A 25,775-nucleotide genomic window follows, 5' to 3' on the forward strand; every position below is an offset into this window, starting at 1 on the left:
GCCGCAGGTCCTCCTCGGGAAGGACGTCCGGCCCTACCCGGCGCCCCGGCACCTGCTGGAGCCTGGACCCTGACCACCTGTCGATCTCGCGGCAGGACCGGCGCGCCGGCCGTCCGTGCCCGGTCACCCGGCGCCCGACCGGAAGGGGACTGGGACATGACCGTGTCGGTGTCGGTGACCGCGCACCACGGCTTGGCCGCTCACGAGGTGGTGCTGCTGCTCGAGACCGATCCGCACCACGGCCTGACGGGGCCGCAGGTCGCCGAACGGCTCGGCCGGTTCGGGCCCAACGCCCTGCCGGTGTCCCGGGGCGCCGGGGTGGTGACCCGGATCCTGCGGCAGTTCCACCACCCCTTGATCTACGTCCTGCTCGCCGCGGGCGGGATCACCGCCGGACTGGGCGAGTACGTCGACTCCGCGGTGATCTTCGGCGTGGTGGTGGTCAACGCCCTGGTGGGGTTCATCCAGGAGTCCAAGGCCGAGGCGGCGCTGGAGGGCCTGCGGTCGATGGTGCGGACGCACGCCAAGGTCGTGCGTGACGGACACGAGCGAACGGTGCCCTCGGAGGACCTCGTCCCGGGTGACCTCGTGCTGCTCGAGGCAGGCGACAAGGTGCCCGCCGACCTGCGCCTGACCCGGGTGGTCCAGCTCCGCGTGGACGAGTCGGCGCTGACGGGTGAGTCCGTCCCCCTGTCCAAGGACGAGGCGGCGCTGCCGGAGGCGATCCCGGTGGCCGACCGGCTCAACATGGCCTACTCGGGCACCCTCGTCACCGGCGGCAGCGGCGCCGGCGTGGTCGTCGCCACCGGCGCGGAGACCGAGCTGGGCGAGATCCACCGGCTGGTCGGCGCCGCCGAGACGCTCGCGACGCCGCTGACGGAGAAGCTCGCCAGGTTCAGCAAGATCCTCACGGTGGGCATTCTCGCGCTGGCAGCGGCCACCTTCGGGGTGGGACTGCTGCGGGGCCAGGACGCCGTCGAGACGTTCACCGCCGCGATCGCCCTGGCGGTCGGCGCGATCCCGGAGGGCCTGCCGGCGGCGGTGACGATCACGCTGGCGATCGGTGTGGCCCGGATGGCGCGGCGGCGCGCCGTGATCCGCCGGCTCCCGGCGGTGGAGACGCTGGGCAGCACCACGGTGATCTGCTCCGACAAGACCGGCACGCTCACCGAGAACCAGATGACCGTCCGTACCGTGTGGACCCCGGGAGAGCGGTTCGAGGTGAGCGGATCAGGTTATGTCCCCGACGGAACGCTTCACGACAGCCAGGACCGGACTCCCGCGCTCGACTCCCACCCGGCGCTGCGCTGGACGCTCCTGGCCGGTGCGGCTTGCAACGACGCCGCTGTCACCGAACACGACGGGCGGTGGGACGTCGTCGGTGATCCCACCGAGGGTGCGCTGCTGGTCGCCGCCGCGAAGGCGGGGCTGCCGGCGGGCCGGGTCGCGCGGGTGCTGCCCCGCCTGGCGGCGGTTCCCTTCAGCTCGGAGCGCCAGTACATGGTCACCCTGCACCGCGACGAGGCCGCGGGAGCCCCGGCCGCGGGAACCCCGGCCGCACAGGTGGTGCTGGCCAAGGGTGCCGTCGAGCGGATCCTCGGACTGTGCGACGGGCAGATGGACGCGGCCGGCGACATCACGCCGCTCGATCCCACGGCGGTGCTGCGGGCCGCCGACGACCTGGCCGGGCAAGGGCTCCGGGTGCTGGCCACCGCCGTGCGGCCGGCCGGCGCCCCGGACGAGTTCCCGCCGGACGGCTTCGGCGAGGACACGGTGTCCGGCGGCATGGTGCTGACCGGGCTGCAGGCGATGCTCGACCCGCCCCGCGCGGCGGCGGGCGCCGCGGTCGCCGCCTGCCGGACCGCGGGCATCGCGGTGAAGATGATCACCGGTGACCACGCCGCCACCGCCACCGCGATCGCCCGGCGGGTCGGGTTGCTCGACGGGCGCGAGGACCGCGAGGGCGTCGTCCTCACCGGCGCCGACCTGGCGGCACTGCCCGCCGCGGAGTTCTCGGAGGCCGTGGATCGCGCGCAGGTGTTCGCCCGGGTGTCGCCGGAGCAGAAGCTGCGGCTGGTCGAGGCACTGCAGGGCCGCGGGCACGTGGTGGCGATGACCGGCGACGGCGTCAACGACGCCCCGGCCCTGCGGCAGGCCGGGATCGGCGTCGCGATCGGCGGGTCCGGGACCGAGGTGGCCAAGGACGCCGCGGACATGGTGCTCACCGACGACGACTTCGCGACGATCGAGGCCGCGGTCGAGGAGGGCCGCGGGGTGTTCGACAACCTCACGAAGTTCATCGCCTGGACGCTGCCGACGAACATCGGTGAAGGACTGGTGATCCTGGTCGCCATCGCGGTCGGTACGGCCCTGCCGATCCTGCCCACGCAGATCCTGTGGATCAACATGACCACCGCCGTCGCCCTGGGCCTGATGCTCGCGTTCGAGCCCAAGGAGCCCGGCATCATGACCCGGCCGCCCCGTGACCCGGGGCAGCCCTTGCTCACCCGGGGCCTGATGGTGCGGATCCTGCTGGTGTCGACGCTGCTGGTGGGCGGTTCGTGGTGGCTGTTCCAGTGGGAGCTGGCGAACGGCGCCGACCTGGCGGAGGCGCGGACGGCCGCGCTGAACCTGTTCGTCGTGGTCGAGGCGTTCTACCTGTTCAGCTGCCGTTCGCTGACCCGCTCCGCGTGGCGGATCGGACTGTTCTCGAACCGGTGGATCCTCGTGGGCGTCACGGTCCAGGCGGTCGGGCAGGCGGCCCTCACGTACCTGCCCGCGATGAACACGATCTTCGGCACGGCGCCGCTGGGCCCGGACGTGTGGCTCCGGATCCTCCTCGTCGCCGTGGCGGCCAGTCTCGTGGTGGCGGCGGACAAGAGGCTGCGGCGAGGAAGCGTGTGACGGCGTCAGCCCGTTCGCGTGAAGTCACCCGCCATGACGAGCCGTGCCTCTAGAATCGATCACGGCCGGGTCACCCGGCCGCCGCACAGAGATCGGAGCCGGCATGTCGTTCACCACCCGCGGCTTCTCCGGCCGGCGGCGCGAGGAGAACCCGCGCCTCCCGCCCGGCCAGACCCTCTTCGACGACTGGCCCGTGCTCACCGCGGGCCCGACGCCCCACGTCGACACCGCGGACTGGGAACTGACCATCCAGGACGAGACCGGCACGGACCACCGGTGGGACTGGGACGGTCTCCTCGCGCTCGGGGTGGAGGACGTCACGGTCGACATCCACTGCGTCACGCACTGGACCAAGCTCGACATGGCCTGGCGGGGCGTGAGTCTCGACAAGCTCTTCCAGGACGTGGAGTCCGAGCACGAGTTCGTGATGGCCCGCTCCTACGGCGGCTACACCACGAACCTGCCCCTGGAGGACCTCCTCGACGGCAAGGCGTGGATCGCCACGGAGGCGGAGGGCGATCCGCTGGGGCCCGAGCACGGCGGGCCCGCGCGCCTGCTCGTGCCGCACCTCTACTTCTGGAAGAGCGCGAAGTGGATCCGCGGGCTGACGATGATGGCCGACGACGAACCCGGGTTCTGGGAGCAGAACGGCTACCACCTGTACGGCGATCCCTGGAAGGAAGAGCGCTACTGGTGAGCGCGCCACCCCTGACCCAGCTCGGCCGGTCCCGGCCGCAGGCCGCGTGGCACGTCGCGACTGTCGCCGAGGTGCGCCGGGAGACGTCCACGGCCGTGCGCCTCACGCTCGACGTGCCCACCTGGCCGGGCAGCGAGGCAGGATCCCACCTCGACCTGCGGCTCACCGCACCCGACGGCTACCAGGCGAGCCGGTCCTACTCCATCGCGTCGTCGGCGCCCGGAGGCCCCGTGGTCCTCGCCGTCGACGAACTGCCGGACGGCGAGGTGTCACCGTTCCTCGTCCACGAGGTGCGCCCCGGGGACCAGCTCGAGGTGCACGGCCCGCTGGGGTCGTTCTTCGTGTGGCGGCCGGGGGAGAGCGACCGCCCGGTCCAGCTCGTCGCGGGCGGGTCCGGGGTGGTCCCCCTCTACGCGATCGCGGCCGCGCACGGCGCCGCCGGCGACACCTCGCCCCTCCGGCTCCTGTACTCGGTCCGCCGACCCGGCGACGTCCTCTTCGCCGACGAGCTCGCCGCGCTGCGCGGGCCGGCCTTCGAGCTGGAACTCGTCTACACGCGAGAGGCACCGGCCACCTGGGCCGGGCCCGTGGGCCGCCTCGACAAGGAGGCGCTCGCGGCGTCGACCGTCGCGGCTTCGGCCAGGCCGCGCGTCTATGTCTGCGGCTCGACCCGTTTCGTCGAGACGATCGCGGCCTGGCTGCAGGATCTCGGGCACGCCGCGGCGGACATCCGTACCGAACGCTTCGGAGGTCTCTGAGATGGCTACCCACCTTGACGGCAACGCGCTCGCCGGCGCCCTGTCGGAAGTGTTCCGGGCCGACGTGACGGCCGCGCGGGCGCGGTGCGCCGGCTGCGGCGGCGTGTCACCGATCGCCCGGGCGATGGTCTATCCCGATGCGCCGGGCCTCGTCGCCCGCTGCGCGTCGTGCGACCAGGTGCTGGCGACGATCGTCGACGCCGGCGACCGCGTCTTCCTCAGCCTCTCGGGGATGAGCACGATCGAGCTGCGCCGCTGATGCCGGTGACGTCCGTGCCGTGAGCCGGCCGGTTCCGGGTGCCGTCGCGTGACGTCCCGCCAGGTCCTCAGACCGCCACGACAGGCTCCGGCAACCCCAGCACGGGCTGCGCGAACACCGTCACCGCGACGGTGACCGCCCAGCACACGGCGACGAACACGCCGTCGCGCACCCGGAACGGCACGAGGTACCGCTCCGTGCGGGTGGCGTGCGCCCCGAACGCGCGCGCGTCCATGGCCAGGGCGACCCGCTCGGCGTGCCGGATCGCCCCGGCGAGCAGCGGGACGAGCACGCCGGCCCAGCGCCGCGGGCCGGCCAGGGGGCCGCGCCCGCCGGCGACCCCGCGCACCCGGTGGGCGGCGCGGATGACGGCGAGCTCGTGCCCGAACCGGGGCACGAACCGGAACGCCGCGAACGCCGTGTACCCGATGCGGTACGGCACGCGCAGGTTCTGCACGGCGGCGCGCACCAGGTCCGGCCCGGTCGTGGCGAAGCCGGGGACGAGGACGACGGCGAGGAGCGCGCCGAGCCGCAGGGAGATCCCGAGCCCGGCGAGCCACGACCCGACGGTGAACCGGTAGGACCCGGCCTCGATCAGGGTCGCCGTGCCGGGGACGGCGTCGGGGTCGGCCCACAGGCCGAACGACACGGCCGCCAGCAGGGTGAACCCGACGGGGAGGCCGAAGGCGAGCGGCACGCGCCGCGCGGGCACCCGTGCCCCGGCCAGCAGGAGCGCGGTGGCCAGCACGAGGAGCACCAGGGGCGTGGCGAGGTCGCGCACGGCGACGAGCACGACGACGGCCGGGGCGACGGCCGCGACGACGGCGAGCGGGTTGAGCCGGTGGAGGAACCGCCGGCTCGTCACGGGGGCGAAGGGGTCGGTCACGAGCGCACCGCCGTCAGGTCGGTGACGCGGGTGAGGGCCTGCCAGCGCGGGTGACGGGTCAGGGCTCGCGTGGCCTCGGCCAGCGGCGGCAGCCGCAGGCCCGCCTCGGCGAGGGCGTCGCCCGCCAGGACCCGCTCGGTGCGGTCGTGGGCGACCAGCCGGCCGTGGCGCAGGACCGCCACGTGGCTGGCGTGGTCGGCGACGAGCTGCAGGTCGTGGGTGACGACGAGCACGGTGGTCCCGCTCGCGTTGAGGCCGGCGAGGATGTCGAGGAGTTCGGCGGCGCGTTCGTGGTCCTGTCCGAACGTCGGCTCGTCGAGCACGAGCACCTCGGCGCCCGCGATGAGCGCTGTGCCGACCGACAGCCGCCGCTTCTGACCTCCGGACAGCAGGAACGGGTGCCGGTCGCGGTGCGCGGCGAGCCCGAACCGGGTGAGCATCTCCTCGACGCGCTCGGCGATCCGGGCGGCGGGCACGCGCTGCACCTCCAGCGCGTGGGCGAGCTCCTCGGCCACCGTGTACCGCACGAACTGGTGCTCGGGGTTCTGGAACACGAACCCGACCCGCCGGGCCAGCTCCCGCACGTCCGCGCGGGCGGGGTCGAGCCCGGCGACCGTCACGGTCCGCCGGGGTGGGGGAGCCACGCCGGCGACGGCGCGCAGCAGCGTCGTCTTCCCGGCCCCGTTCGTGCCGACGACGGCGACGAAGTCCCCGCGGCGCACGGTCAGCGACACGTCGTCGAGCACCGTCGCGCGCCGTGGTCCGCGCGTCCGGGCGGGTGCGGGACGGGTGACCGTCAGGTGGGCGACCTCGACGACGACGTCGTCGGTGCGCGGGGTGGCGGCGGTCTCGTGTACCGGGCCGGGGCCGGTCGGCCGGGCCGCCGGGGTGCTTCCGCAGGGTGGTGGCAGGTGGGGGACGGCGTCGAGGGCCGCGTCCAGGGTCGCGGTCAGCTCCGACGGGGTGAGCGGCAGCTCGTCGAACGGCACCCCCGCCGCGCGCAGGTGCCACGCCGCGAGGGTCGCGACGGGCAGCCAGACACCGAGGTCCATGAGCTCGCCGGCGCGCCCGGCCAGGATCTCGCGCGCGGTTCCGGTCATGGCGGTGCGCCCGTCGCGATCGAGGACGACGACCCGGTCGACGAGGCCGGCACACGCGTCGAGGTCGTGCTCGACGAGCAGCACGCCACGATCGCCGTCGGCGACCAGGTCGCGCAGCGTGGCGTACACCTCTTCGGTGCCGACGGGATCGAGGTTCGCCGTCGGCTCGTCGAGCACCAGCAGCGGGGCACCGAGCGCGAGGGCGCAGGCGATCGCCAGGCGCTGGCGGCCCCCGCCGGACAGCGTGTCCGGGTTGTCGTGCCGGCGGTCCCAGAGGCCGGTGCGGCGCAGCGCGTCCTCCGCGCGCGTCAGCACCTCGCCGACGGGCAGGCGCTGGTTCTCCGGGCCGAAGCACACCTCGTCCAGCACGGAGCCGGCGATCAGCCCGACGTCCGGGTCCTGGAAGACCATGCCGACCCGCGCCGCGACCTGCGGCGTCGGCGTGGTGGCGGGGTCGGTCGCACCGCCGACCACGAGGGTGCCGCTCACCGTGGCGGGCACGGACTGCGGCACCAGGCCGTTGGCCGCGAGCGCGAGCGTGGACTTGCCGCAGCCGCTCGGCCCGAGCAGCAGCACGACCTCGCCCGGATCGACGGCGAGGGTGACGCCGCCGGGTGTGGCGACGACGGCGCCGTCGTACCGGATGGCGACGTCGTCGGCCCGGAGCAGGGGAGAGGGCATGCGTTACTCCGCGGCGGTCGCTGGTTCGTCGCCGCGCGCGGGAGACGGCCTGTGCGCGACGGCGTGGGCCGGGCCGCCGCCGATCCCCGCCTTGCGCAGAGCGGCCGCCGTGCGCAGGGCGACGGCGGTGAGCCCGAGCGCCAGGGCGACGCCGGCCGCGACCAGGAGGGCCGAGAGCCACGGGGCGATGTCGGACGGGTCGATCGCGCCGGCCGCGAGCGTGGGGGCGAGGTAGCCCGCGCCGAGCAGCAGTGCTCCGGCGGGGAAGGCGATCCAGAAGAACCGGTCGCTCCAGCGCCGGTACCGGGCGACGGCGAACGGTAGCTCCAGCAGCAGGCCGATGACGAGGAAGTTCACGAGCTGCGCCACGCCGAACGGCGAGGCGAGGTTGACCAGACCGGAGAACACGGAGGTGAGCAGGGCGACTCCCGGCCGGCGGAACAGGGCCATCGCGACGAACGAGCCGAGGGACCAGGCCGGGGTGGTCACCGCGTAGATCGCGTAGGTCAGGCTGCTGGGTGGCAGGCCGACCAGGGCGTAGTTCAGCCCGACGACGAGCAGCCCGCCCGCCGCGCCGATGGCGGCGGTACTGAGCAGCAGGCGGGTCGGGTAGCGCGAGGCGAGGGTCATGGGGACTCCGGGCGGTCGGTGCGGGTGAGGCGAGCCTTACCTTAGAGGACGAGCGGGTGGTCGCGGCACTCGTGGCCGCCGATCCGGGTGGAGGCGCCGGGCGAATCGTCGCGCGCAGTGGCGAGTGTCACCGTTGACCTGAATGCTGGTTGAGGTCCTAACGTGGCGAACGTCCACGGCGAAACGGACGAGAGGATTGGAAATGCCCACCTACACCCTGCCGGACCTGCCCTACGACTACTCCGCTCTGGAGCCGCACATCAGCGGGCGCATCATGGAGCTGCACCACGACAAGCACCACGCCACGTACGTGGCGGGGGCGAACGCCGCCCTGGACGCGCTGGCGGAGGCCCGTGCGGCCGGTGACCTCGCGGCCGTCAACCTGTACGAGAAGAACCTGGCGTTCAACCTCGGCGGCCACGTCAACCACACCATCTTCTGGAACAACCTCTCCCCGGACGGCGGCGGCGAGCCCGAGGGCGAGCTGGCGGCGGCGATCACGGAGTACTTCGGCTCGTTCGCGGCGTTCCAGGCGCACTTCGCGGCGGTCGCGACGGGGATCCAGGGCTCGGGCTGGTCCGTGCTCGCGTGGGACGTGGTGGGCCGGCGCCTCTCCGTGTTCCAGCTGTTCGACCAGCAGGCGAACCTGCCGGCCGGCACCGTGCCCCTCCTCATGCTCGACATGTGGGAGCACGCCTTCTACCTCGACTACCTGAACGTCAAGGCCGACTACGTCAAGGCGTTCTGGAACCTCGCGAACTGGCAGGACGTGGCCGCCCGGCTGGAGCGCGCCCGCACCGCGACGGCAGGCCTGCTGACACCGGCCGGGTGACCGCCGCGGGCCGGGTTCCGGGTGCCCACGGCGCGTGGCGTGTGTCGCCGTGGAGCCCGGCACCGGGTCGCCGGTCGGGCACCCCGTCAGGTCGCGGCCTGGGCGGTCGCTACGCTGCCGGGCATGACGAGACTTGTTGATGCTGGTCAGACGGCCGTGGTGCTGCGGCGGCGGGTGCGGGCGTGGCTCGTGGTGTTCATCATCGGGCTGGTGGTCAGCGGGCTGACGGCGTTCCCGCTGGAGACCGAGGTGCGGGTGGGGCTCGACGTGCTGCGTGCCTGGCGGGCCGAGCAGTGGGCGCCCGGGCTGGTGGAGTGGTTCGCCCGGGTCGAGGAAGGGCTGACGGTCACGAACGATGCCTACCCGTTCCTCGCCTACGGCACGGACTGGCTCGCCTTCGCCCACCTGGTGATCGCCGTCGCCTTCTGGGGCCCGCTGCGCGACCCGGTGCGGAACGTGTGGGTGGTGGACTTCGGCCTGATCGCCTGCGCCGGCGTGATCCCGCTGGCCCTGATCTGTGCCCCGATCCGGGAGATCCCGTGGGGGTGGACGCTGATCGACATGTCGTTCGGCGTGTTCGGCGCCATCCCGCTGCTCCTGGTCCGCCGGATGATCGGGCGTCTCGCCGTGCTGGAGACACCCGGACCGGCGTAGGCCGGCGCGGTCGCGGGATGACCTGCATGGAACCGGGGGAGGTCCTGACAAGTCCCGTGCGGGGCCGCCGACAGCAGTGCCGTCGGTCCCGGGGGCGGGGGCCGTTGGTCCCTGGCAGGCCGGTCCGCGCGCGAGGAACGCTGGGTTCATGCTCGCCGTCCGACGGCGGGGGAGGCACCGACCGACAGGAGCATCGCCATGACCCACACCTGGAACGTCGTCGTCCAGCTCTTCGACGCCGACGACGTCGAGACCGACGGCACGGAGACCACGGCCCACGCGGTGCTCACGACGTCGAGCGGGACCTCGCTCGAGGGCCACGGGCGGGCGCGGCGCAACCCGGACGACCCGGAGGTTCCGGAGATCGGCGAGGAACTGGCGACGGCCCGCGCGCTGCGTGACCTCGCCGACCGGCTGCTCAAGGCGACGTCCGCCGACATCTCCGAGATCGAGCACCACGAGATCCACCTGCGCAGATGACGCGGGCCGGGCCGCGCCGCGCCGTCAGGTCAGGTCACTGACGGCGCGGCGCGGTGCGTGGCCCGGTGTCGCCGTGGTCCCGAGCCGCATGACCATCTGCGGGAACGTGTCGAGCGACAGCGCCCGGCGCAGGTCGTGGCGGGTCGTCGGGTTCTCCAGGACGGTGGTGGCGAAGGACACGCGCACGTAGTAGCTGGTTGCGGTCAGCAGCGCGTGTTCCAGGGCCTGGCCCGCGGCGACCCAGTCCCGCGGGGAATCGCCGGACGTCGCGAGAACGGCCATCGTCGAGTGCTGCTCGAACGGCACGCTGCCCTGACTCCCGAGGAATCGCCGCACCGGCGCGTCCTCCTCGTCGGGCGCGGGGCCGAGAAGGTCCTGGGGGATACCGTCGTCGCGGTCCGCGCCGACGTTCGTCCAGGCCGCCTCCTCGCCGCGGCTGACCGGGTCCTCCGCGGCAAGGCCCTCGGCCCGGCGGATGAGCCGGGTCAGGTCGTCGCGAGCGGGGTCACTGGGCTGCACGAGGCGCAGTCGCGCGCCCTCGGCGTGCGCGGCGGCCTGGACGGCGGCCAGGATGTCCGTCGGCAGCGGCTGGTCCTCGAAGGGAACTCGCGACGTGGCGCGCCGCGTGATCGCCACGGCCAGCTCGAGCTCGTCGCCGCTCGGATCGGGGCCCGGCTCGAACGTGACCTCGGCGACGAGCCGGTCGTCGTCCGGGTCGGGCAGCACCCTGGTGACCGCGAGCAGCGACTCGCGGCGCGCGGCCGTTCGCGCGTTGAACAGGAACGCCCCGCAGCTGATCAGCATCTCGCGACCGTGGGGGTCGCTGTGCCGCAGCTGCCTGGACGGGTCCGCGCGGAGCGTCATGGTGCTGTCGGTGAAACCGACCTGCCACGGCTGGGTGTTGTAGACGCTCGGGGCGTTGCCCGCCGCCTCGAGGATGCGTTCCACCCGTGCGTCGACGGTGTCCATTGGTGGTCTCCCTTCATCGGCCGACCCGACGGGCACGGAGCCCGGTCGTGGCTCAGCGGGCGATGTATCCGCCGTCTACGTAGAGTTCGGCGCCGGTGACGAAGGACGCGTCGTCGCCGGCGAGGAACGCCGCGGCGGCCGCGATCTCCTCGGGCCGGCCCAGCCGGCCCATGGGCGTGACGTCGAGCATCGCGGTCTCGAACTCGGTGCCCCTGGCCTGGTCGAGCATGGGGGTGTCGATGAAGCCGGGGTGGATCGAGTTGACGCGCACCCCCGCCCGGGCCCATGCGAGGGCCACGTTCTTCGTCAGCGTCCGGACCGCGCCCTTGGCGGCGTGGTAGGCGGGCGACGTGCCGAAGCCGCCGCTCGCGCCGAAGATCGAGCTGATGTTGATCACCGAGCCGTGACCGGACGCCTTGAGGAGGTCCGCCGCGGCCCTCATGCCGAGGAACACCCCGGTCTGGTCCACCGAGATCGTGCGCTCGTAGTCCTCGAGCGTGGTGTCCTCGATGGCGCCGAGGTCGCCGATGCCCGCGTTGTTGACCAGGACGTCGAGCCCGCCGAACTCGGCCGCGGCGCGGTCCACCGCCGCGGACCACGAGTGCTCGTCGGTCACGTCGTGATGCACGAAGACGGCCCGGCCGCCGCCGTCGCGGATCTCGCCGGCGACCTTCTCGCCGGCGTCGTCCTGGACGTCGGTGACGAGGACCGCGGCCCCCTCCTGTGCGAGCCGGAGGGCTATCGCCCTGCCGATCCCGTTCCCGCCGCCCGTGACCAGTGCTGTCCTGTCGCGCAGTCGATCCATGATCTTCCCGTTCCCTCGGATTCCCCTGGCCGTGCCGGCCGCGGGCCGCCGTCGGTGGCGACCTGTCTCCGAGTCTTCGCGTTCGTGGCCCCTCGGGGCAGGGGCCGAAAGGCCCGTGCCCGGGGGACGGACGGCTCTGACGCCCGGCCGGTGCGCTCGGCGAGCGTGGTAGGAGCGAGCCGCGGACGGCGAGCGACGAGGCGAGCCGAAGGAGGGAACGCGCGATGCGTGCACTGGTGGTCTACGAATCGATGTTCGGGAATACGCAAGCACTTGCCAAGGCGATCGGGGAGGGCATCCAGGCGTCCGTGCCCACCGAGGTGGTCGAGGTGGGCGTGGCGCCCGCGACCGTGCCCCGTGATGTGACGTTGCTGGTCGTGGGCGGACCGACACATGCGTTCGGAATGTCCTGGCCCTCGACGCGGCATGCGGCGGCGGGGCAGGCGCCGACCTTGGTCTCGCGGGAGCGGGGGATCCGCGAGTGGCTGGGCGCGCTGCCCGGGTCGGTGACCGCGGCCGACGCGGCCACCTTCGACACGCGAGCCACGCCGCGGCCCCCGGGGTCGGCGGCGCGTGCCGCCGCGCGGCGGCTGGACCGGCTCGGTTACCGGATCGTCATGGCGGCGGCGAGCTTCGAGGTCGTCGACAGCACAGGTCCCCTGGTCGAGGGCGAGCTCGAGCGGGCGGGGGAGTGGGGCAGGTCCCTGGGCGCCGAGTCCGCGGCCCGGCAGATCAGCCGAGCGGTCACCTGAGTCCCGGCCGGCGGAAGGGAGCCGAGGTGTCGACGACACGGCACGCCACCCTGGACCTCGAGGCGATCGACGCCGTCGTCCTCGACACGGACGGCGTCATCACGGACACCGCCCGCGTGCACGCGGCCGCCTGGAAGCGCGCCTTCGACGAGTTCCTCCGGGAACGGGGCCGGCGGACCGGCGCCCGCCTCCCGTCGTTCGACGCGGAGGCCGACTACCTCCGGTACGTCGACGGCAGGTCCCGGGCCGACGGCGCCCGCACCTTCCTCGGCTCCCGAGGGATCGTGCTGCCCGAGGGGGCCGGCGCGGGCTCGCTGGACGCGCTGCTCGACCGGAAGACCCGGTACTTCCTCGACGAGGTGGCGGCGCACGGGGTCCGCGCCTTCCCCGGCACGGTGGCGTTCCTGCACGAGCTGAGGCGCCGGGGGGCCGGTATCGCCGCGGTCTCGGCGAGCCGCAACTGCGGCCCGGTGCTCCGCGCGGCAGGCGTGGAGCACCTGGCCGACGTCCGGGTCGACGGCGTCGACAGCGCACGCCTGGGCCTCGCGGGGAAGCCCGACCCGGCCCTGTTCCTGGAGGCCGCACGGCGCCTGGCGACGCGACCCGGCCGGTGCGCGCTCGTCGAGGACGCGCTGGTCGGCGTCGAGGCGGGCCGGCGCGGCGGCTTCGGCCTCGTGATCGGCGTGGACCGGACCGGCCGGCTCCGCGCGGACCTGCGCGAGCGAGGCGCGGACCCGGTGGTCGGTGACCTCGCCGAGCTGACCGTGGTGGGGAGGCACGATGGAGCACGCCACGTTGTCGTATGAGGGATTCGAACCGGAGTCCGAAGGACTGCGGGAGGCCCTGTGCACCCTGGGGAACGGCTACCTGGCGACGCGCGGCGCCGCCCCGGAGTCGTCGGCCGACGGCGTGCACTATCCCGGCACCTACCTCGCCGGCTGCTACGACCGCCTCACCTCGGTGGTGTCCGGCCGCTCGGTGGAGAACGAGGACATCGTCAACGTCCCGAACTGGCTGCCGCTCACGTTCCGCACGCCGGGCCAGGACCCACTGACCCTCACCGGCAGCGACGTGCTCGAACACCGGCAGGACCTGGACACGAGGCAGGGCCTCCTGACCCGGCGCACCCGGTTCCGCGACCCGGCCGGCCGGGTCCTCGCCGTCACCCAGCGGCGGATCGTGTCCATGCACGACCCGCACGTGGCCGCGCTGGAGACCACGTTCGTGGCGGAGAACTGGTCGGGCCCGCTGGAGGTGCGCGCCGGCCTCGACGGACAGGTGACCAACGCGGGCGTGCGGCGCTACCGGGACCTCGACGGCCGGCACCTGGTCCCGGGCGTCGAGGGGTACGACAAGGACGAGCACGTCGCCTGGCTGCAGGTGCGTACCGTCACCTCGCGGATCCGCGTCGCGGAGGCGGCGGCGATCGTGGTCACCGGGTCGGCGGGCCAGGTTCCGCGGGCGTTCGACCGGGCCGCCGGCCGGTGCGCTGTCGTGCTGCGGCCGGACCTGGCAGAGGGTGTGCCGGTCACGGTCGAGAAGCGGGTCGCCGTGTACACCTCGCGGGACCGGGCGATCTCCGAGTCCCTCTATGCCGCGCGCCGCCACGCGGCCCGCCTCCCGGGTTTCGGCACGCTCCTGGCAGAACACGCCCACGCGTGGGAGCGGCTGTGGCAGGTGAGCCGCGTCGCCGTCCCCGGCGACCCGCAGCGCGCGCTGGACCTGCACGTGTTCCATCTGCTCCAGACCCTGTCCGAGCACTCCGCCCAGCTCGACGTCGGCATGCCGGCGCGCGGCCTGCACGGGGAGGCCTACCGCGGGCACGTCTTCTGGGACGAGCTGTTCGTCTTCCCGTTCCTGCTGCTGCGCTTCCCCCGGATCGCCCGGTCGCTGCTGATGTACCGGTGGCGGCGCCTGCCCCGGGCACGGCGCGCGGCGTCCGACGCCGGGTACCGGGGCGCCATGTATCCCTGGCAGAGCGGCAGCGACGGGCGCGACGAGACGCCCCGGATGCACCTCAACCCGGCCTCGGGCCGGTGGATCGAGGACCACACCGACCTCCAGCGGCACGGGGGCCTCGCGGTGGCGCACAACGTCTGGGAGTACTTCGAGGCCACCGGGGACCTCACCTTCATGTACGACCACGGCTTCGAGATGCTCGTGGAGATCGCCCGCTTCTGGTGCAGCCTCGTCAGCTACGACGCCGCCACGGACCGGTACGACATCCGGGGCGTGGTGGGACCCGACGAATATCACGACGGCTACCCGGACGCGGACCGCCCCGGGATCGACAACAACGCCTACACCAACGTCATGGTCTCCCGCGTGCTCCGGTACGCCCTGGCGGCCCTCGACGCACTGCCGGAGCGGGAGGGCCGCGTCCTGAGCCGCCGCTGCGGGCTCGAGGAGCGCGAGACCGATCTCTTCGACCACGTCAGCCGGCGCATGCGGGTGGTCTTCCACGACGACGGCGTGATCAGCCAGTTCGAGGGCTACGAGCGGCTCGCCGAGCTCGACTGGACGGCCTACCGGTCACGCTACGACTCCATCCGGCGGCTCGACCGCATCCTGGAGGCGGAGGGCGACTCGGTGAACCGCTACCAGGCGTCCAAGCAGGCCGACGTCCTGATGCTCGTGTTCCTCCTCGGCGAGACAGGCGTCCGCGAGACGCTGGCATCGCTCGGCTACCGGTGCGACGCCGCCGCGCTGAACCGCACGGTGGACTACTACCTGGCGCGCACCAGCCACGGATCGACGCTGAGCGCCGTGGTCCACGCCTGGGTGCTCGCCAGCCGGGACCGTGCCGCGTCCTGGCGGTTCTTCCTGGAGGCGCTCAGCAGCGACATCGCCGACGTGCAAGGCGGGACCACCGCCGAGGGCATCCACCTCGGGGCGATGGCCGGGACGATCGACCTGCTCCAGCGCTGCTACACCGGCCTCGACGTCACCGACGGCGTGCTGCGGCTGGCGCCCCGCCTGCCCCGGGAGCTCGACGCGCTGGACCTCCGGCTGCGCTTCCGGGACCACTGGGGCATCACCGTGCGGTGCTCCCACGACCGGGTCGGTGTCACCATGGCCCGGTCGATGCAGCTCCCGGTCACGGTCTCGGTCTTCGGCCGCGAACACACCCTGGCGCCCGGGGAGACCTGGGAGATCCCGGCCGATACGGACGGGCCCGCGTGAGCCGGTGCGTCACCGGGCACCCTCAGAGCTCGCCGGTGAAGGTCCGGTACACCATGACGGCCGGGACGGCCACCGTGACGGCCAGGAGCAGTGCCGAGCCGCCGGCGGCGATCCACCGGTTCCGGCCGTGCAGTGCCGGCGCGGTCAGCAGGCCGATGGTTGCCGGCGCCACCGACGCCGCGATCAGCGATGCCCAGCCCCAGGGCCAGCTCGCGGTGAGCCATGTGCTGACGAGCGCCAGCGGGATCACGGTGAGGGCGTGGACCCACCCGAGGCGCAACCGCCGGGCCACGAGGACATGCAGCAGGAACGCCACACCGGCGGCGACCAGGAAGCCGATGGCCAGGGCCGTCAGAACGTTCCACTCGTCGACGACGGTGCCCTCGACGACGAACAGGTACACGACGAACGCGGTCCCGGGGATTCCGCAGGCGACACCGTACGCGCCGTAGGCGGCCAGGAGATGCCGGCCGAGCGTCCTGCCGGCGACGTCGTGCGGGCTCGGCGTCGCTTCGTCGATGGTGGCCATGGCGCCATTCCTACCACGCGGTGCCGCTGCCTCGACCCAGAACTCCGGCCGCCCGCCGGCGTCGGCGTTCCGGGTCACCCGGACGCGACGTCGTCTGACGCGATGACACCACAGGGGGTTGCGGTGACACCATGGATGGTGTCATAGTGACGCCATGGACATCACGCACTACGTCGACGACCTCCAGGCTCGCCTGGCCGCCGCGGCCGACGCCGCGGGCGGCGACGCCCGCCAGCTCGCCCAGCGCCTGACGGCACCGCTCGACGCCGCCGTGCGACTCGTCCTGCTCGAGGCGCTCTCCGAGGCGGCCGGGGAGATCTCCGCCGAACTCGCGCCCGGCTCGGTCGACGTGCGGCTGCGCGCCGGTGACCCGGAGTTCGTCGTCGCGCCGGCGGCGCCCGTCGCCACGGACGAGCAGGCCGCGACCGCCGCACGGGCCGCGGCGCAACCGCCCGCCGGGGCCCCGGCCCCGCTCGGCCCCGACGCCGAGGGTGCCGCGACCACCCGCACCACCCTGCGCCTGCCCGACCGCCTCAAGGCGCAGGTCGAGATCGCGGCCGCCCGTGACGGCGTCTCGGTCAACACGTGGCTCGTGCGCGCGGTCGCCGCCGCGCTCGACCCGTCCGCCACCCGTCCGGCACAGGACGCCGGTCCCGAGCGGCGCGGGCGCAACCGGCACACCGGCTGGGTGCGCTGACCGCCCGCCGCGACACCATCCGTCTCACCTGACACCACACTGACACCACACCCGGAGGCTTCCCATGCCCGCTTTCCCCGCCCCCAGCCCCGTCCCGGTCCGCGTCGAGGTTCCCTTCGGCAACCTGCGCGTCGTCGCCGGCGAGAGGGACGACGTCGTCGTCACCGTCCTGCCCACGGACCCGGCCAGGTCCGGCAGCGTGCGCGCCGCGGAGGAGATCCGCGTCGAGCGCGACGGCGAGTCCGTCGAGATCACCTACCCGGGCTCCTGGAAGCAGTGGGTCCTCCCGTTCGCCGCCGGGACCGCGGACATCACCGTCGAACTGCCCGAGGGCTCCGACATCCGCGGAAAGGTGGGCTCGTTCTTCGCGGAGGGGCCGCTCGGCGTCGTCGACGTCACGGCGTCCGCGGGCGACGTCCGCATGGACGAGGTGGACCGGCTCGACGCCAAGGTCTCTGCCGGGAACCTCGCCGTCGGGCGCGCCTCCGGCACCGTGAACGTCAAGGTGAGCGCCGGATCGGTGCGCATCGACGAGTTCGCGGGCGACGGCGCCGTCCGGGCCACCAACGGCACCATCACGGTCGGGGACCTCACCGGGTCGCTCGAGGCGACCGGTGCGCACGCCGAGATCGCGGTGAGCCGCGTGCGCGGCACGCTCACCGCCAAGACGGCCCACTCCGGCATCCGCGTCAGCAACGTCGTGTCCGGCAGTGTCAGCCTCACCACGTCCTACGGCTCGATCGAGGTGGGCGTGCCCGAGGGCACGGCGGCGTTCCTCGACGTCGCCTCCGAGCACGGCGCGGTCCGCAACCAGCTCACGCCGGCCGGGGCCCCCGGCGACGGCGAGGCCACCGCCGAGATCCACGCCGCCACCGGCTACGGCGAGATCATCATCCGCCGCCCCTGACGGGTCGCGCCCGCCCTCATGTGCCAACTGCCTACCCGGGCGCGCCCGAAAACAGACCCCTCACACCTGGAGGAATCATGTCAAGCCCTGTGCTCGACCCTGTGCTCGACCCGGCGATCGACGTCGTCGGCCTGAGGAAGTCCTTCGGCGACAACGACGTGCTCAGGGGCGTCACGTTCGACGTCCGGCCCGGCGAGATCTTCGCCCTGCTCGGCTCGAACGGCGCCGGCAAGACCACGACCGTGAACATCTGCACGACGCTGCTGGCGCCCGACGACGGCACGGCGTCCCTGGCGGGCCACGACGTCGCCACGCGCCCCGAGGAGGTGCGCCGCTCCATCTCGCTGACGGGGCAGTTCGCCGCCGTCGACGAGGTGCTGACCGGCCGGGAGAACCTCGAGCTGATCGCCCGGCTCCGCCGGGTCTCCGGGCCGCGGACGGTCGCCGCGGGACTGCTCGCGCAGTTCGGCCTGACCGACGCCGCGGACCGCCGTGCCGGCACCTATTCCGGCGGGATGAAGCGCCGTCTCGACATCGCCATGAGCCTGGTGGGCTCCCCGGAGATCATCTTCCTCGACGAGCCCACCACCGGCCTGGACCCGGAGGCGCGCCTCGAGGTCTGGCGGACCGTGAAGGGGCTGGCCGAGAACGGCACCACCATCCTCCTGACCACCCAGCACCTGGAGGAGGCCGAACAGCTCGCGAACCGCATCGCGATCCTGCACGAGGGCACGATCATCGCGAACGGCACCCTCGCCGAGCTCAAGACGATGTTCCCGCCCGCCACGGTCGAGTACGTCGAGAAGCAGCCCACCCTCGAGGAGATCTTCCTCGCCATCATCGGCAAGAAGGAGGCGAAGTGACCATGCTTCGTGACACCTCGGCGCTCACCGGGCGCCTGATGAAGCAGATCGTGCGCAGCCCGGACACCATCATCACGGTGGCCATCACGCCGATCGCGATCTTCCTGCTGTTCCGCTACGTGTTCGGCGGGGCGATCGAGACCGGCGGGGCCAACTACACCAACTACCTCCTGCCGGGCATCCTGCTGATCACGATCGCGTCGAGCGTGGCCTACACCGCGCTGCGGATCTTCAACGACACCAGCAAGGGCATCATGGCCCGGTTCAGCACCATGCCGATCGCCCGCTCGGCGGTGCTGTGGTCGCACGTGCTGACCTCGCTGGTCTCGAACGCGGTCACCGCGGTGCTCATCGTCGGCATCGCGTTCGCGATGGGCTTCCGCCCCGAGGCGAGCCCTCTCGACTGGCTGGCCGCCCTCGGAGTGCTCGCGCTGTTCACCCTGGCCCTGACGTGGATGTCGGTCATCCCGGGCCTGACCGCCACGACCATGGAGGGAGCGGGGGCGTTCTCGTACCCGCTGATCTTCCTGCCGTTCCTCAGCTCGGCGTTCGCCCCCACGGAGTCGATGCCCGGCCCGGTCCGCTGGTTCGCCGAGAACCAGCCGGTCACGTCGGTGGTCGAGACGCTGCGGGCGCTGTTCGAGGGGCAGCCGGTCGGCGACGACATCTGGATCGCCCTGGCCTGGATCGTCGGCATCGGCTCCGTCTGCTACGTCCTCGCCCTGCGCACCTACCGCAAGAGGGTCTGAGGTCCGGGCGCGCCGAGCCGGCGCAGGATCTCGTCGACGATCTCGGCGGGCCGGGGTGTCACGTCGACGCCGATCCCGGGCTCGTCGTCCTGCAAGGGCTCCAGGGTGGCGAGCTGGCTGTCGAGCATGGCGGGCTTCATGAAGTGTCCCGCGCGGCCCTGGATGCGCTCGCGGAGCAGGTCGTAGGAGCCGGTGAGGTGCACGAACCGCACGTCGTCGGACCCGCGCCGGCCCGCGGTGCGCAGGATGTCGCGGTACTCGCGGCGCAGGGCGCTGCACGGCACGACGGCGGTGCGGCCGGCGCCCAGCTCCTCGGCCAGCCAGTCGCGGATCTCGCGTAGCCAGGGGCGGCGGTCGTCGTCGTCCAGCGGCCGGCCCGCCGCCATCTTGGCGACGTTCGCGGGGGTGTGGAAGTCGTCGCCCTCGGCGAAGGCCGCCTGGAGGCGGCCGGCGAGGAGGGCGGCGACGGTCGTCTTGCCCGACCCGGCGGTGCCCATCACGACGATCGCCTGCGGCCGCCGGGCGGCGTCGGCGGGTGCGGTGTCCATGGCCCCATCATGGACACCGCGTTGTCGCGAGACAAGCGGGGCAAATCGGTAGACTGCCGCGGTGAGAGGACACGCGGACGTGCACGGCCTGGTCTCGACCGCGCCCGCCGAGCGCTGGGAGGAGGGGATGCCGCTCGGCAACGGCGGCCTCGGCGCGATGGTGCTCGGCGACGCGCGTACGGCCCGCCTGATCGTCAACGACGACACCGCCTGGTCCGGCAGCCCCGCCTCCGAGGACGAGCCGGGCCTCCCCGACCCGGACCGCGCCAGGGAACTGCTCGCCCGGGTGCGGGCGCTGGTCGCGGCCGGGGACCACGTCGAGGCCGGGCGGGTGCTGCGAGGGCTCCAGCACCGGCACAGCCAGACGTACCTGCCGTTCGCGGAACTGGAGATCGCGCTGACCGACGGCGGCGGCCCGGGCGACGTGCGCCGGACCCTCGACTTCCGTACCGCGACGCAGACCACCGACGGCGGCCGCGGCCCCGACGCGGTGTCGCGCACCACGTGGGTGAGCCGGCCCCACGGCGTGCTCGTGCACGAGGTGACGGCCTCACGTCCGCGCGACCTCACGATCCGCGCCGGGAGCCGCCTGCGCGTGCCGCGCCGCACGGCCGGTCCGGACGGCGTCGTCCTGCACCTGCGACTGCCGGCCGACGTCGCCCCCGCCCACGAACCCGTCGAACCCTCCGTCCGGTACGACGACCGGCCCGGCGCTTCGTTGCGCGGCGCCCTGGTGGCACGCGTGCTGCACGACGGCACCGCGCGGGCCCACGACGTTCCGGAGGACGACGGCGTGGCGGAGGGCGACGGCGTGGCGGGCGCCGGCCGGCTCGTCGTGACCGGGGCGACCCGGCTCACCCTGGTGGTGGCCACGGCCACCACCTACCGCGGCGCCACCGAGACACCACGGGGCGACGAGTGGGACGCCGCGCTCGACGCCCGCGCGAGGGTGGACCGCGCCGTGGCGGCCGGTCCGGCGGCCGTGCGGCGCGACCAGATCGCCGACCATCGTGCCCTGTACGACCGGGTGGAACTGACGCCGCACGCCGCACCCTCCCCGGCCGGCGAGAGCACCCCGGCCTCCCGCGACGCGGCCGCGCCCTCCCGCGACGAGACCGCACAGGACACCGCCGCACAGGACACCGCCGCGCGCCTGGTCGCGATCAACGACGGTCCCGAGGCCGGCCCCGAGCGGGACCCGGACCTGGTCGCCACCCTGTTCCACTACGGCCGCTACCTGCTCATCTGCTCCTCGCGGCCCGGCACGCTCCCCGCGAATCTCCAGGGCATCTGGAACCACGAGCTGCAGCCGCCGTGGAGCTCCAGCTACACGACCAACATCAACCTCCAGATGAACTACTGGGCGGCCGGCGTCACCAACCTCGCCGAGACCGAGGAGCCCTTGTTCGACCTGATCCGCGCCCTCGCGGTGACCGGCCGGCGCACCGCGCGGCGGCTGTACGGCGCGGACGGATGGACGGCGCACCACAACACCGACGCGTGGGCGTACAGCCTCCCGGTCGGGCACGGCGGGAACGACCCCAAGTGGGCGTTCTGGCCGATGGCCGGCCTGTGGCTCACGCGGCACGTCGCCGATCACGCCGGCTTCGCCGCCGACGACACGCTCCTGACCTCCCTGTGGGACGTCCTGCGCGACGCGGCGGCCTTCGCCCTGGACTGGCTGGTGAGGGGCGAGGACGGGCAGTGGGGAACGTGCCCGTCGACCTCACCGGAGAACGAGTTCCGCACGGCCGACGGGCGGGTGGCGAGCGTGGCGTCGTCGTCGGCCTGCGACCTCGACCTGGTGCGGGACCACCTCACGCTGGTCGTCGCCGAGGCGGAGCGGCGGGGGATCGAGGATCCCGTGGTGGAACGCGCCCGCGCCGTGCTGCCGGAACTGCGGCGGCCCCGCGTGGGGCGGGGCGGGGCGCTCGCGGAATGGGACGGCGACTTCGCGCAGGACGACCCCCACCACCGGCACCTCTCGCCGCTCGTGCGGCTGTATCCGGGGCGGTGGGAGCCGGGCGAGCCAGGTGCGGGCGAGCCCGGCCCGGAGTGGCTCGACGCCGCGGCGCGGTTCCTCGACGAGCGCGGCGACGAGTCGACCGGCTGGTCGCTGGCGTGGAAGATCGGCCTGCGCGCGCGGCTCCGTCAGCCCGGCGCGGTCGACGCCCTGCTGCGGCTGGTGTTCCGTGACATGGAGACCGACCGCGGCGGGCACAGCGGCGGGCTGTACCCCAACCTCTTCGCGGCTCACCCGCCGTTCCAGATCGACGGGAACCTCGGGTTCACCGCCGGGCTGGCGGAGGCGCTCCTGCAGTCCCACCGCGGCGAGATCGAACTCCTGCCCGCGCTACCGGGAGCGCTGCCCGCGGGCCGGGTCCGGGGCCTCGTGGCACGGCCTGGCGTCGAGGTGGACATCGCCTGGGAGCGCGGCGAGCGAGGTGCGCCGCGCCTGGTGGGCGCGACGCTCCGGGCGCTGCATCCCCGCGCCGCCGGGACCCACCGGCTGCGGCACGGCGAGCGCACGGCGACGGTGGAGCTCGCCGTCGGGCACGACGTCGAGGTCGCTGGTCACGATCTGGGTCCTTCTGCCCTCCGGGTTTGGGAGCGGGCTCGGACATAGGGGATGATGCTCCGCATGTTGTTCGAGTACTTCGCGAGCCCAGACGACGAGTCCGCTGCCGGCACCATCGACGGGCGGCCGCTCGGCACCACCGTGCGGTCGCACGTCGTCGACCCGGCGTCGGTGCTCGGTCAGCTCGAGCGGCTGCTCGGGGCCCGCCGGGACGACGACGGCCTGCTGAGCGCGCAGATGATCGCCGAGAGCGAGGACGGCGCCCGCCTGGTGATCCGCCTCTCGGCGCACATCCTGTCCCTCTACGGGCGCGTGCAGCCGGACACGGTCACGCTGCTGGTGGACCAGTGGTCGATGTCGCGCCGCTTCCGCCGCGGGGCGGCCGGCGAGGACCTGTACGGCTTCGCCGCGGCGCTGCACGCGCTGTGCCGCGAGGGCGGGGGCGGTGTCTACTGCCGCGCCACCGCCGACGCCTCGGAGCTGGCGGCCCCGCCCGCCCCGGCACCGGAGTCGATGGTCCAGGCGCACACGGAGGACGGCGTGCTGAAGCCGCTGCCCCGGCGCGTCTGATCAGGTCCGCGTCACTCGTTCTCTCCGTCCCGGGCCTGCCAGGTGCACAGGCACGAACGGTTTCCCTCGGCGTCGGCCAGCACCCAGAACGCCGGCGCCCGGCTGTCGTCGACGACGCGGCCGCCGGCGGCGACGGCGCGGGCGATCCGGCCCCGCACCTCGGACGGGTCGACCCACACGTCCAGGTGCCAGCGCTGCCGGGGCTCCTCGGCGCCCGAGGCCTGGAACCAGAGGACGGGCAGGCGGCCCAGGGGGTCGCCGATCTCGTCCGCCGCCCAGGGACGCTCGCCCTCGGCCCCGCCGTCGTAGGCGAGGAACTCGCGCCAGAACGGCCGGATGCCGTCCCGCTCCGGCGTGTCGAGCGCGAGCTCCAGCCGTGACAGGCCCGCGCCGTCGAGGCTCGCCCCCGCGTCACGGGCCAGGTCCGTGACGGTGCGCGCCATCGCGACGTCGCGGTCGGTGACGCCCCCGGCGTCGTGGCTCGTCAGGCGGATGTCGACGTGCGGGTACCGCAGGTCCACGTCGGGATGGTGGTTCGCGGCCTCGGCGGCCGCGCCGATGGCGTCGACGAGAGCCAGGCCCGCCGCGAAGCTGCCCGTGGCGGCTCGGGTGTAGAGGGCGTCGCCGAGGAAGACCCAGCCCGTCAGGCCGGAGCCGGCGATCTGCTGTCCGGTGAGAGTGCTCATGCCTCGATCGTGCCACCGGACACCGACACGGGCCTGATCCGGGCGCGGACGCGGAGCCGGGCGCGGACGCGCTGCCGGCTCGACCGCGAGTCCGGCGCCGGAGCGACGCCGCAAGCCCCGGTGGTGGCGGTGGTGATCCGCGGCTGACGAGGTGAGCGAGCCGGGTCGGTGCCAGGATGGAGCCATGGCGACGGTGATGGAGGAGGCCCCGGACCCGGGCCCGGAGTTCGACGGCGTCCACGTCGGGCGGCCGGCGACCCGCGCCCTCCTGCACGCCGGGTATCTCGTGCTCGCGGACCTGCCGGAGGATCTCGGTGAACTGCGGGACCTCCATGGCGTCGGTCCCAAGGCGATCCGTCGCCTGGAGGAGGCGCGGAAGCGGAGTTAGTGTCCCGCGTCTGAAATTCGGTGAGGAAGTCTGGTCGCAGCTTCCGATGCTCGCCGAACCGCCGCCCCGGCCCGGGTCTCGCTGCCGAACCGCAGTCCCGCACCGCGCCCGCCCACCGAACCGCAGGTCCGGCCCGGCTCCGGTCGCCGAACCGCATGCTGAATCGTGCCAATCACGGGTTGATGCGATTCATCGTGCGGTTCGTCAACCGCGGGCCGGCCGGACCTGCGGTTCGGCAGTTGGAACCGACGCGAGACCGAGATCGGCGGCGAATCCGGCGAAATTATGCCCCGGAGTTCAGACGCGGGACACCGACGGCCCTTCAATTACTGGAGTGATCACTCTATTATTGCCGCATGACGACGACGCGCTTCAGCCAGTCGCGCTCCGTACCCGCCGTCCTGATCGGTGGCGGAACGGCGCTCGGCATCCTGCTCGGCCTGTTCGGACCCGCGCTCGCCCGCGGCCTCACCGCGGCGATCGAGCGGACACCGTTCCCGGTGCACGGGCTGGTCGAGCGGCTCGGCCAGATCGACCAGGTCTGGTCCCTGCCGATCCTCGGTGGCGCCGGCCTGCTGGGCGGCATCTTCCTCGCGGTGGCCGCCGCGAGCGAGGCGCCCCACCTGGAGGTCGCGCGCGACCACCTCGAGCACCGGCAGCAGGACCGTGAGGTCTGGGTGGAGCGGACGGAGACCGGGGCCGTGTTCCGCGACCGCGACGACCTGGTGGTCCTGGGCCCCGACGGCGGCCTGCGCGCACGCCTCGACATCACCGAACTGCCCTGGACGAAGCTCCGCACCACTCTGACCACCGACGGCTGGCCGGTCCGCGACGACGACCCGTACGACGGCGACTTCCAGCCCTGGGCCGACGGCCGCCCCGGATACACCTCCGAGGAGCACGCGCTGCTGCGGGAGCGCCGCGAGGAGCGCAAGGACAAGGCCGCCCGGCGGAACGCCGACGAGGCGCTCGTGGCCGTGGGCCTGGTGACGCGGGAGAGGGACGGGCGCCTGCAGGTGCGCCGCGTGCGTGGCGGGCGGCCGTCGTCGGACACGAACCACGAGGGCGTGCGTGGCGCGGACCGTTGACCCGGCGCGCCACGAGGCGCGGCGCCTCGTCATCATCGACGCGGCTCTGACGGTCTTCGCGGAACGCGGGTACGACGGCGCGACGACGGCGGCGATCTGCCGGGAGGCCCGGATCGGTTCGGGGACGCTCTTCCACTACTTCCCGACGAAGCTCGCGATCTTCCGGGGCATCCTGGAGTACGGCACGCGTGAGGTCCGGGAGTCGGCCGCGGCCTGGGAAGGCCGCGACGACCCGCTCGGGGTGCTGCTGGAGATCGTGGGCCAGGGCGCCGACGAGGCCGCGGATCCCCGGGTGCCGGGGTTCGTCCGTGCGGCCGCCGGGGTGATGCACCTGCCCGAGGTGGCCGAGGTGCTCGAGGCCGACGCGGAGGCGCAGCGGAGGCGGGTCCGGACGTGGGTGGAGCAGGGACAGGCGTCGGGCGAGGTGCGCACGGACCTGACGGCCGGGCGGATCGTGTCCTGGCTGATGCTGCTCACCGACGGCTTCCTGGAGCGCGTCGCGGTGGAGCCGGGCTTCACGGCGGCCCGCGAGAAGGACCTGCTCGTGGCGACGGCCCGCGAGTTCCTGGTACCGAGGTAGCA

At 73.6% G+C, this 25,775-nt stretch carries 27 protein-coding genes; 19 read left to right on the forward strand and 8 right to left on the reverse strand.

The features are described from left to right. Window positions 1-156 precede the first annotated feature (156 nt). The 4 genes from EDD34_RS09835 (at window position 157) to EDD34_RS09850 (ending at window position 4,618) form a co-directional block, all read left to right on the forward strand. Entirely contained in the window at window positions 157-2,904 is a 2,748-nt protein-coding gene (locus EDD34_RS09835) for a cation-transporting P-type ATPase (protein WP_123814401.1), read from the forward strand. Window positions 2,905-3,007: 103 nt separating this feature from the next. Beyond that, window positions 3,008-3,601 carry a molybdopterin-dependent oxidoreductase gene (locus EDD34_RS09840; RefSeq protein WP_123814402.1) on the forward strand — a complete coding sequence of 198 codons (594 nt, stop codon included), beginning with the start codon at window positions 3,008-3,010 and terminating at the stop codon, window positions 3,599-3,601. Next, entirely contained in the window at window positions 3,598-4,359 is a 762-nt protein-coding gene (locus EDD34_RS09845) for an FAD-binding oxidoreductase (protein ID WP_123814403.1), read from the forward strand. The genes EDD34_RS09840 and EDD34_RS09845 overlap by 4 nt, the downstream gene beginning before the upstream one ends. Window position 4,360: 1 nt before the next feature. After that, the gene (locus EDD34_RS09850; protein WP_123814404.1) at window positions 4,361-4,618 is read left to right on the forward strand and encodes a DUF6510 family protein; all 258 of its coding nucleotides are present in this window, start codon (window positions 4,361-4,363) and stop codon (window positions 4,616-4,618) included. Window positions 4,619-4,685: 67 nt separating this feature from the next. On the opposite strand, the gene EDD34_RS09855 is transcribed toward EDD34_RS09850, so the two are convergent. From EDD34_RS09855 to EDD34_RS09865, 3 genes are read right to left on the reverse strand one after another with little or no spacing between them, the layout of a single operon-like run. Continuing rightward, window positions 4,686-5,504 (reverse strand): energy-coupling factor transporter transmembrane component T, encoded by an 819-nt coding sequence (locus EDD34_RS09855; protein ID WP_170177029.1) that lies wholly within the window; start codon window positions 5,502-5,504, stop codon window positions 4,686-4,688. After that, a complete protein-coding gene (locus EDD34_RS09860) occupies window positions 5,501-7,285 on the reverse strand; it encodes an ABC transporter ATP-binding protein (protein WP_123814405.1) in 1,785 nt (594 codons plus the stop codon). The genes EDD34_RS09855 and EDD34_RS09860 overlap by 4 nt, the downstream gene beginning before the upstream one ends. 3 nt (window positions 7,286-7,288) lie before the next feature. Then, window positions 7,289-7,915, reverse strand: a complete 627-nt coding sequence (locus tag EDD34_RS09865; protein ID WP_123814406.1) for an ECF transporter S component — start codon at window positions 7,913-7,915, stop codon at window positions 7,289-7,291. Window positions 7,916-8,117: 202 nt separating this feature from the next. On the opposite strand from EDD34_RS09865, the gene EDD34_RS09870 reads away from it, so the two are divergent. The 3 genes from EDD34_RS09870 to EDD34_RS09880 all read left to right on the forward strand — a co-directional run bounded on the left by EDD34_RS09870 (window position 8,118) and on the right by EDD34_RS09880 (window position 9,881). After that, on the forward strand, window positions 8,118-8,747 hold the full coding sequence (locus tag EDD34_RS09870) for a superoxide dismutase (protein ID WP_123814407.1): 630 nt from the start codon (window positions 8,118-8,120) through the stop codon (window positions 8,745-8,747). A gap of 123 nt (window positions 8,748-8,870) precedes the next feature. Further along, entirely contained in the window at window positions 8,871-9,401 is a 531-nt protein-coding gene (locus EDD34_RS09875; protein ID WP_123814408.1) for a hypothetical protein, read from the forward strand. Window positions 9,402-9,599: 198 nt separating this feature from the next. Then, window positions 9,600-9,881: a DUF1876 domain-containing protein gene (locus tag EDD34_RS09880; protein ID WP_123814409.1), complete on the forward strand. Its 282-nt coding sequence runs from the start codon at window positions 9,600-9,602 to the stop codon at window positions 9,879-9,881. A gap of 24 nt (window positions 9,882-9,905) precedes the next feature. Here EDD34_RS09880 and EDD34_RS09885 read toward each other — a convergent pair whose 3' ends face one another. Beyond that, window positions 9,906-10,850, reverse strand: coding sequence for an Acg family FMN-binding oxidoreductase (locus tag EDD34_RS09885; RefSeq protein WP_123814410.1), 945 nt, complete (start codon window positions 10,848-10,850; stop codon window positions 9,906-9,908). A gap of 52 nt (window positions 10,851-10,902) precedes the next feature. Further along, on the reverse strand, window positions 10,903-11,655 hold the full coding sequence (locus EDD34_RS09890) for an SDR family NAD(P)-dependent oxidoreductase (RefSeq protein WP_123814411.1): 753 nt from the start codon (window positions 11,653-11,655) through the stop codon (window positions 10,903-10,905). 224 nt (window positions 11,656-11,879) lie between these two features. Between EDD34_RS09890 and EDD34_RS09895 the strand changes: the two genes are divergently transcribed. The 3 genes from EDD34_RS09895 to EDD34_RS09905 are packed head-to-tail and all read left to right on the forward strand — an operon-like array spanning window position 11,880 to window position 15,590. Continuing rightward, on the forward strand, window positions 11,880-12,407 hold the full coding sequence (locus EDD34_RS09895) for a flavodoxin family protein (protein WP_123814412.1): 528 nt from the start codon (window positions 11,880-11,882) through the stop codon (window positions 12,405-12,407). A 26-nt stretch (window positions 12,408-12,433) separates the two neighbouring features. Continuing rightward, entirely contained in the window at window positions 12,434-13,213 is a 780-nt protein-coding gene (locus EDD34_RS09900) for an HAD family hydrolase (protein WP_123814413.1), read from the forward strand. Then, entirely contained in the window at window positions 13,188-15,590 is a 2,403-nt protein-coding gene (locus EDD34_RS09905) for a glycoside hydrolase family 65 protein (protein ID WP_123814414.1), read from the forward strand. The genes EDD34_RS09900 and EDD34_RS09905 overlap by 26 nt, the downstream gene beginning before the upstream one ends. A 22-nt stretch (window positions 15,591-15,612) precedes the next feature. On the opposite strand, the gene EDD34_RS09910 is transcribed toward EDD34_RS09905, so the two are convergent. Next, the gene (locus EDD34_RS09910) at window positions 15,613-16,119 is read right to left on the reverse strand and encodes a hypothetical protein (RefSeq protein WP_123814415.1); all 507 of its coding nucleotides are present in this window, start codon (window positions 16,117-16,119) and stop codon (window positions 15,613-15,615) included. 154 nt (window positions 16,120-16,273) lie between these two features. Between EDD34_RS09910 and EDD34_RS09915 the strand changes: the two genes are divergently transcribed. The 4 genes from EDD34_RS09915 (at window position 16,274) to EDD34_RS09930 (ending at window position 19,335) form a co-directional block, all read left to right on the forward strand. Next, window positions 16,274-16,816, forward strand: a complete 543-nt coding sequence (locus tag EDD34_RS09915; protein WP_123814416.1) for a toxin-antitoxin system HicB family antitoxin — start codon at window positions 16,274-16,276, stop codon at window positions 16,814-16,816. A 64-nt stretch (window positions 16,817-16,880) separates the two neighbouring features. Continuing rightward, window positions 16,881-17,723, forward strand: a complete 843-nt coding sequence (locus EDD34_RS09920) for a DUF4097 family beta strand repeat-containing protein (protein ID WP_123814417.1) — start codon at window positions 16,881-16,883, stop codon at window positions 17,721-17,723. 77 nt (window positions 17,724-17,800) lie between these two features. Further along, window positions 17,801-18,586, forward strand: coding sequence for an ABC transporter ATP-binding protein (locus EDD34_RS09925; protein WP_123814418.1), 786 nt, complete (start codon window positions 17,801-17,803; stop codon window positions 18,584-18,586). 2 nt (window positions 18,587-18,588) lie between these two features. Next, the gene (locus EDD34_RS09930; RefSeq protein ID WP_123816446.1) at window positions 18,589-19,335 is read left to right on the forward strand and encodes an ABC transporter permease; all 747 of its coding nucleotides are present in this window, start codon (window positions 18,589-18,591) and stop codon (window positions 19,333-19,335) included. Here EDD34_RS09930 and EDD34_RS09935 read toward each other — a convergent pair. Continuing rightward, window positions 19,317-19,883: a gluconokinase gene (locus EDD34_RS09935; RefSeq protein WP_123814419.1), complete on the reverse strand. Its 567-nt coding sequence runs from the start codon at window positions 19,881-19,883 to the stop codon at window positions 19,317-19,319. The two genes, EDD34_RS09930 and EDD34_RS09935, sit on opposite strands and share 19 nt — an antisense overlap. Before the next feature lie 61 nt (window positions 19,884-19,944). Between EDD34_RS09935 and EDD34_RS09940 the strand changes: the two genes are divergently transcribed. Both EDD34_RS09940 and EDD34_RS09945 read left to right on the forward strand, forming a co-directional pair. Then, the gene (locus EDD34_RS09940) at window positions 19,945-22,509 is read left to right on the forward strand and encodes a glycoside hydrolase family 95 protein (RefSeq protein ID WP_123814420.1); all 2,565 of its coding nucleotides are present in this window, start codon (window positions 19,945-19,947) and stop codon (window positions 22,507-22,509) included. A 15-nt stretch (window positions 22,510-22,524) separates the two neighbouring features. Then, complete coding sequence (locus EDD34_RS09945; protein WP_123814421.1) at window positions 22,525-23,031, forward strand: hypothetical protein; 507 nt, start codon at window positions 22,525-22,527, stop codon at window positions 23,029-23,031. A gap of 11 nt (window positions 23,032-23,042) precedes the next feature. On the opposite strand, the gene EDD34_RS09950 is transcribed toward EDD34_RS09945, so the two are convergent. Continuing rightward, the gene (locus tag EDD34_RS09950) at window positions 23,043-23,717 is read right to left on the reverse strand and encodes a 4a-hydroxytetrahydrobiopterin dehydratase (protein ID WP_123814422.1); all 675 of its coding nucleotides are present in this window, start codon (window positions 23,715-23,717) and stop codon (window positions 23,043-23,045) included. Window positions 23,718-23,901: 184 nt separating this feature from the next. Here EDD34_RS09950 and EDD34_RS09955 point away from each other — a divergent pair, with 184 nt between their 5' ends. From EDD34_RS09955 to EDD34_RS09965, 3 genes are all read left to right on the forward strand, one after another. Beyond that, complete coding sequence (locus EDD34_RS09955) at window positions 23,902-24,105, forward strand: helix-hairpin-helix domain-containing protein (RefSeq protein WP_246012290.1); 204 nt, start codon at window positions 23,902-23,904, stop codon at window positions 24,103-24,105. A gap of 356 nt (window positions 24,106-24,461) precedes the next feature. After that, window positions 24,462-25,193, forward strand: coding sequence for a YqeB family protein (locus EDD34_RS09960; protein WP_123814423.1), 732 nt, complete (start codon window positions 24,462-24,464; stop codon window positions 25,191-25,193). Further along, window positions 25,177-25,773 (forward strand): TetR/AcrR family transcriptional regulator, encoded by a 597-nt coding sequence (locus tag EDD34_RS09965; protein WP_211341548.1) that lies wholly within the window; start codon window positions 25,177-25,179, stop codon window positions 25,771-25,773. Before EDD34_RS09960 ends, EDD34_RS09965 begins: the two co-directional genes overlap by 17 nt. Window positions 25,774-25,775 lie beyond the last annotated feature (2 nt).

The sequence above is a fragment of the Myceligenerans xiligouense genome (genome assembly GCF_003814695.1).
In the GTDB taxonomy this organism is placed as follows: domain Bacteria; phylum Actinomycetota; class Actinomycetes; order Actinomycetales; family Cellulomonadaceae; genus Myceligenerans; species Myceligenerans xiligouense.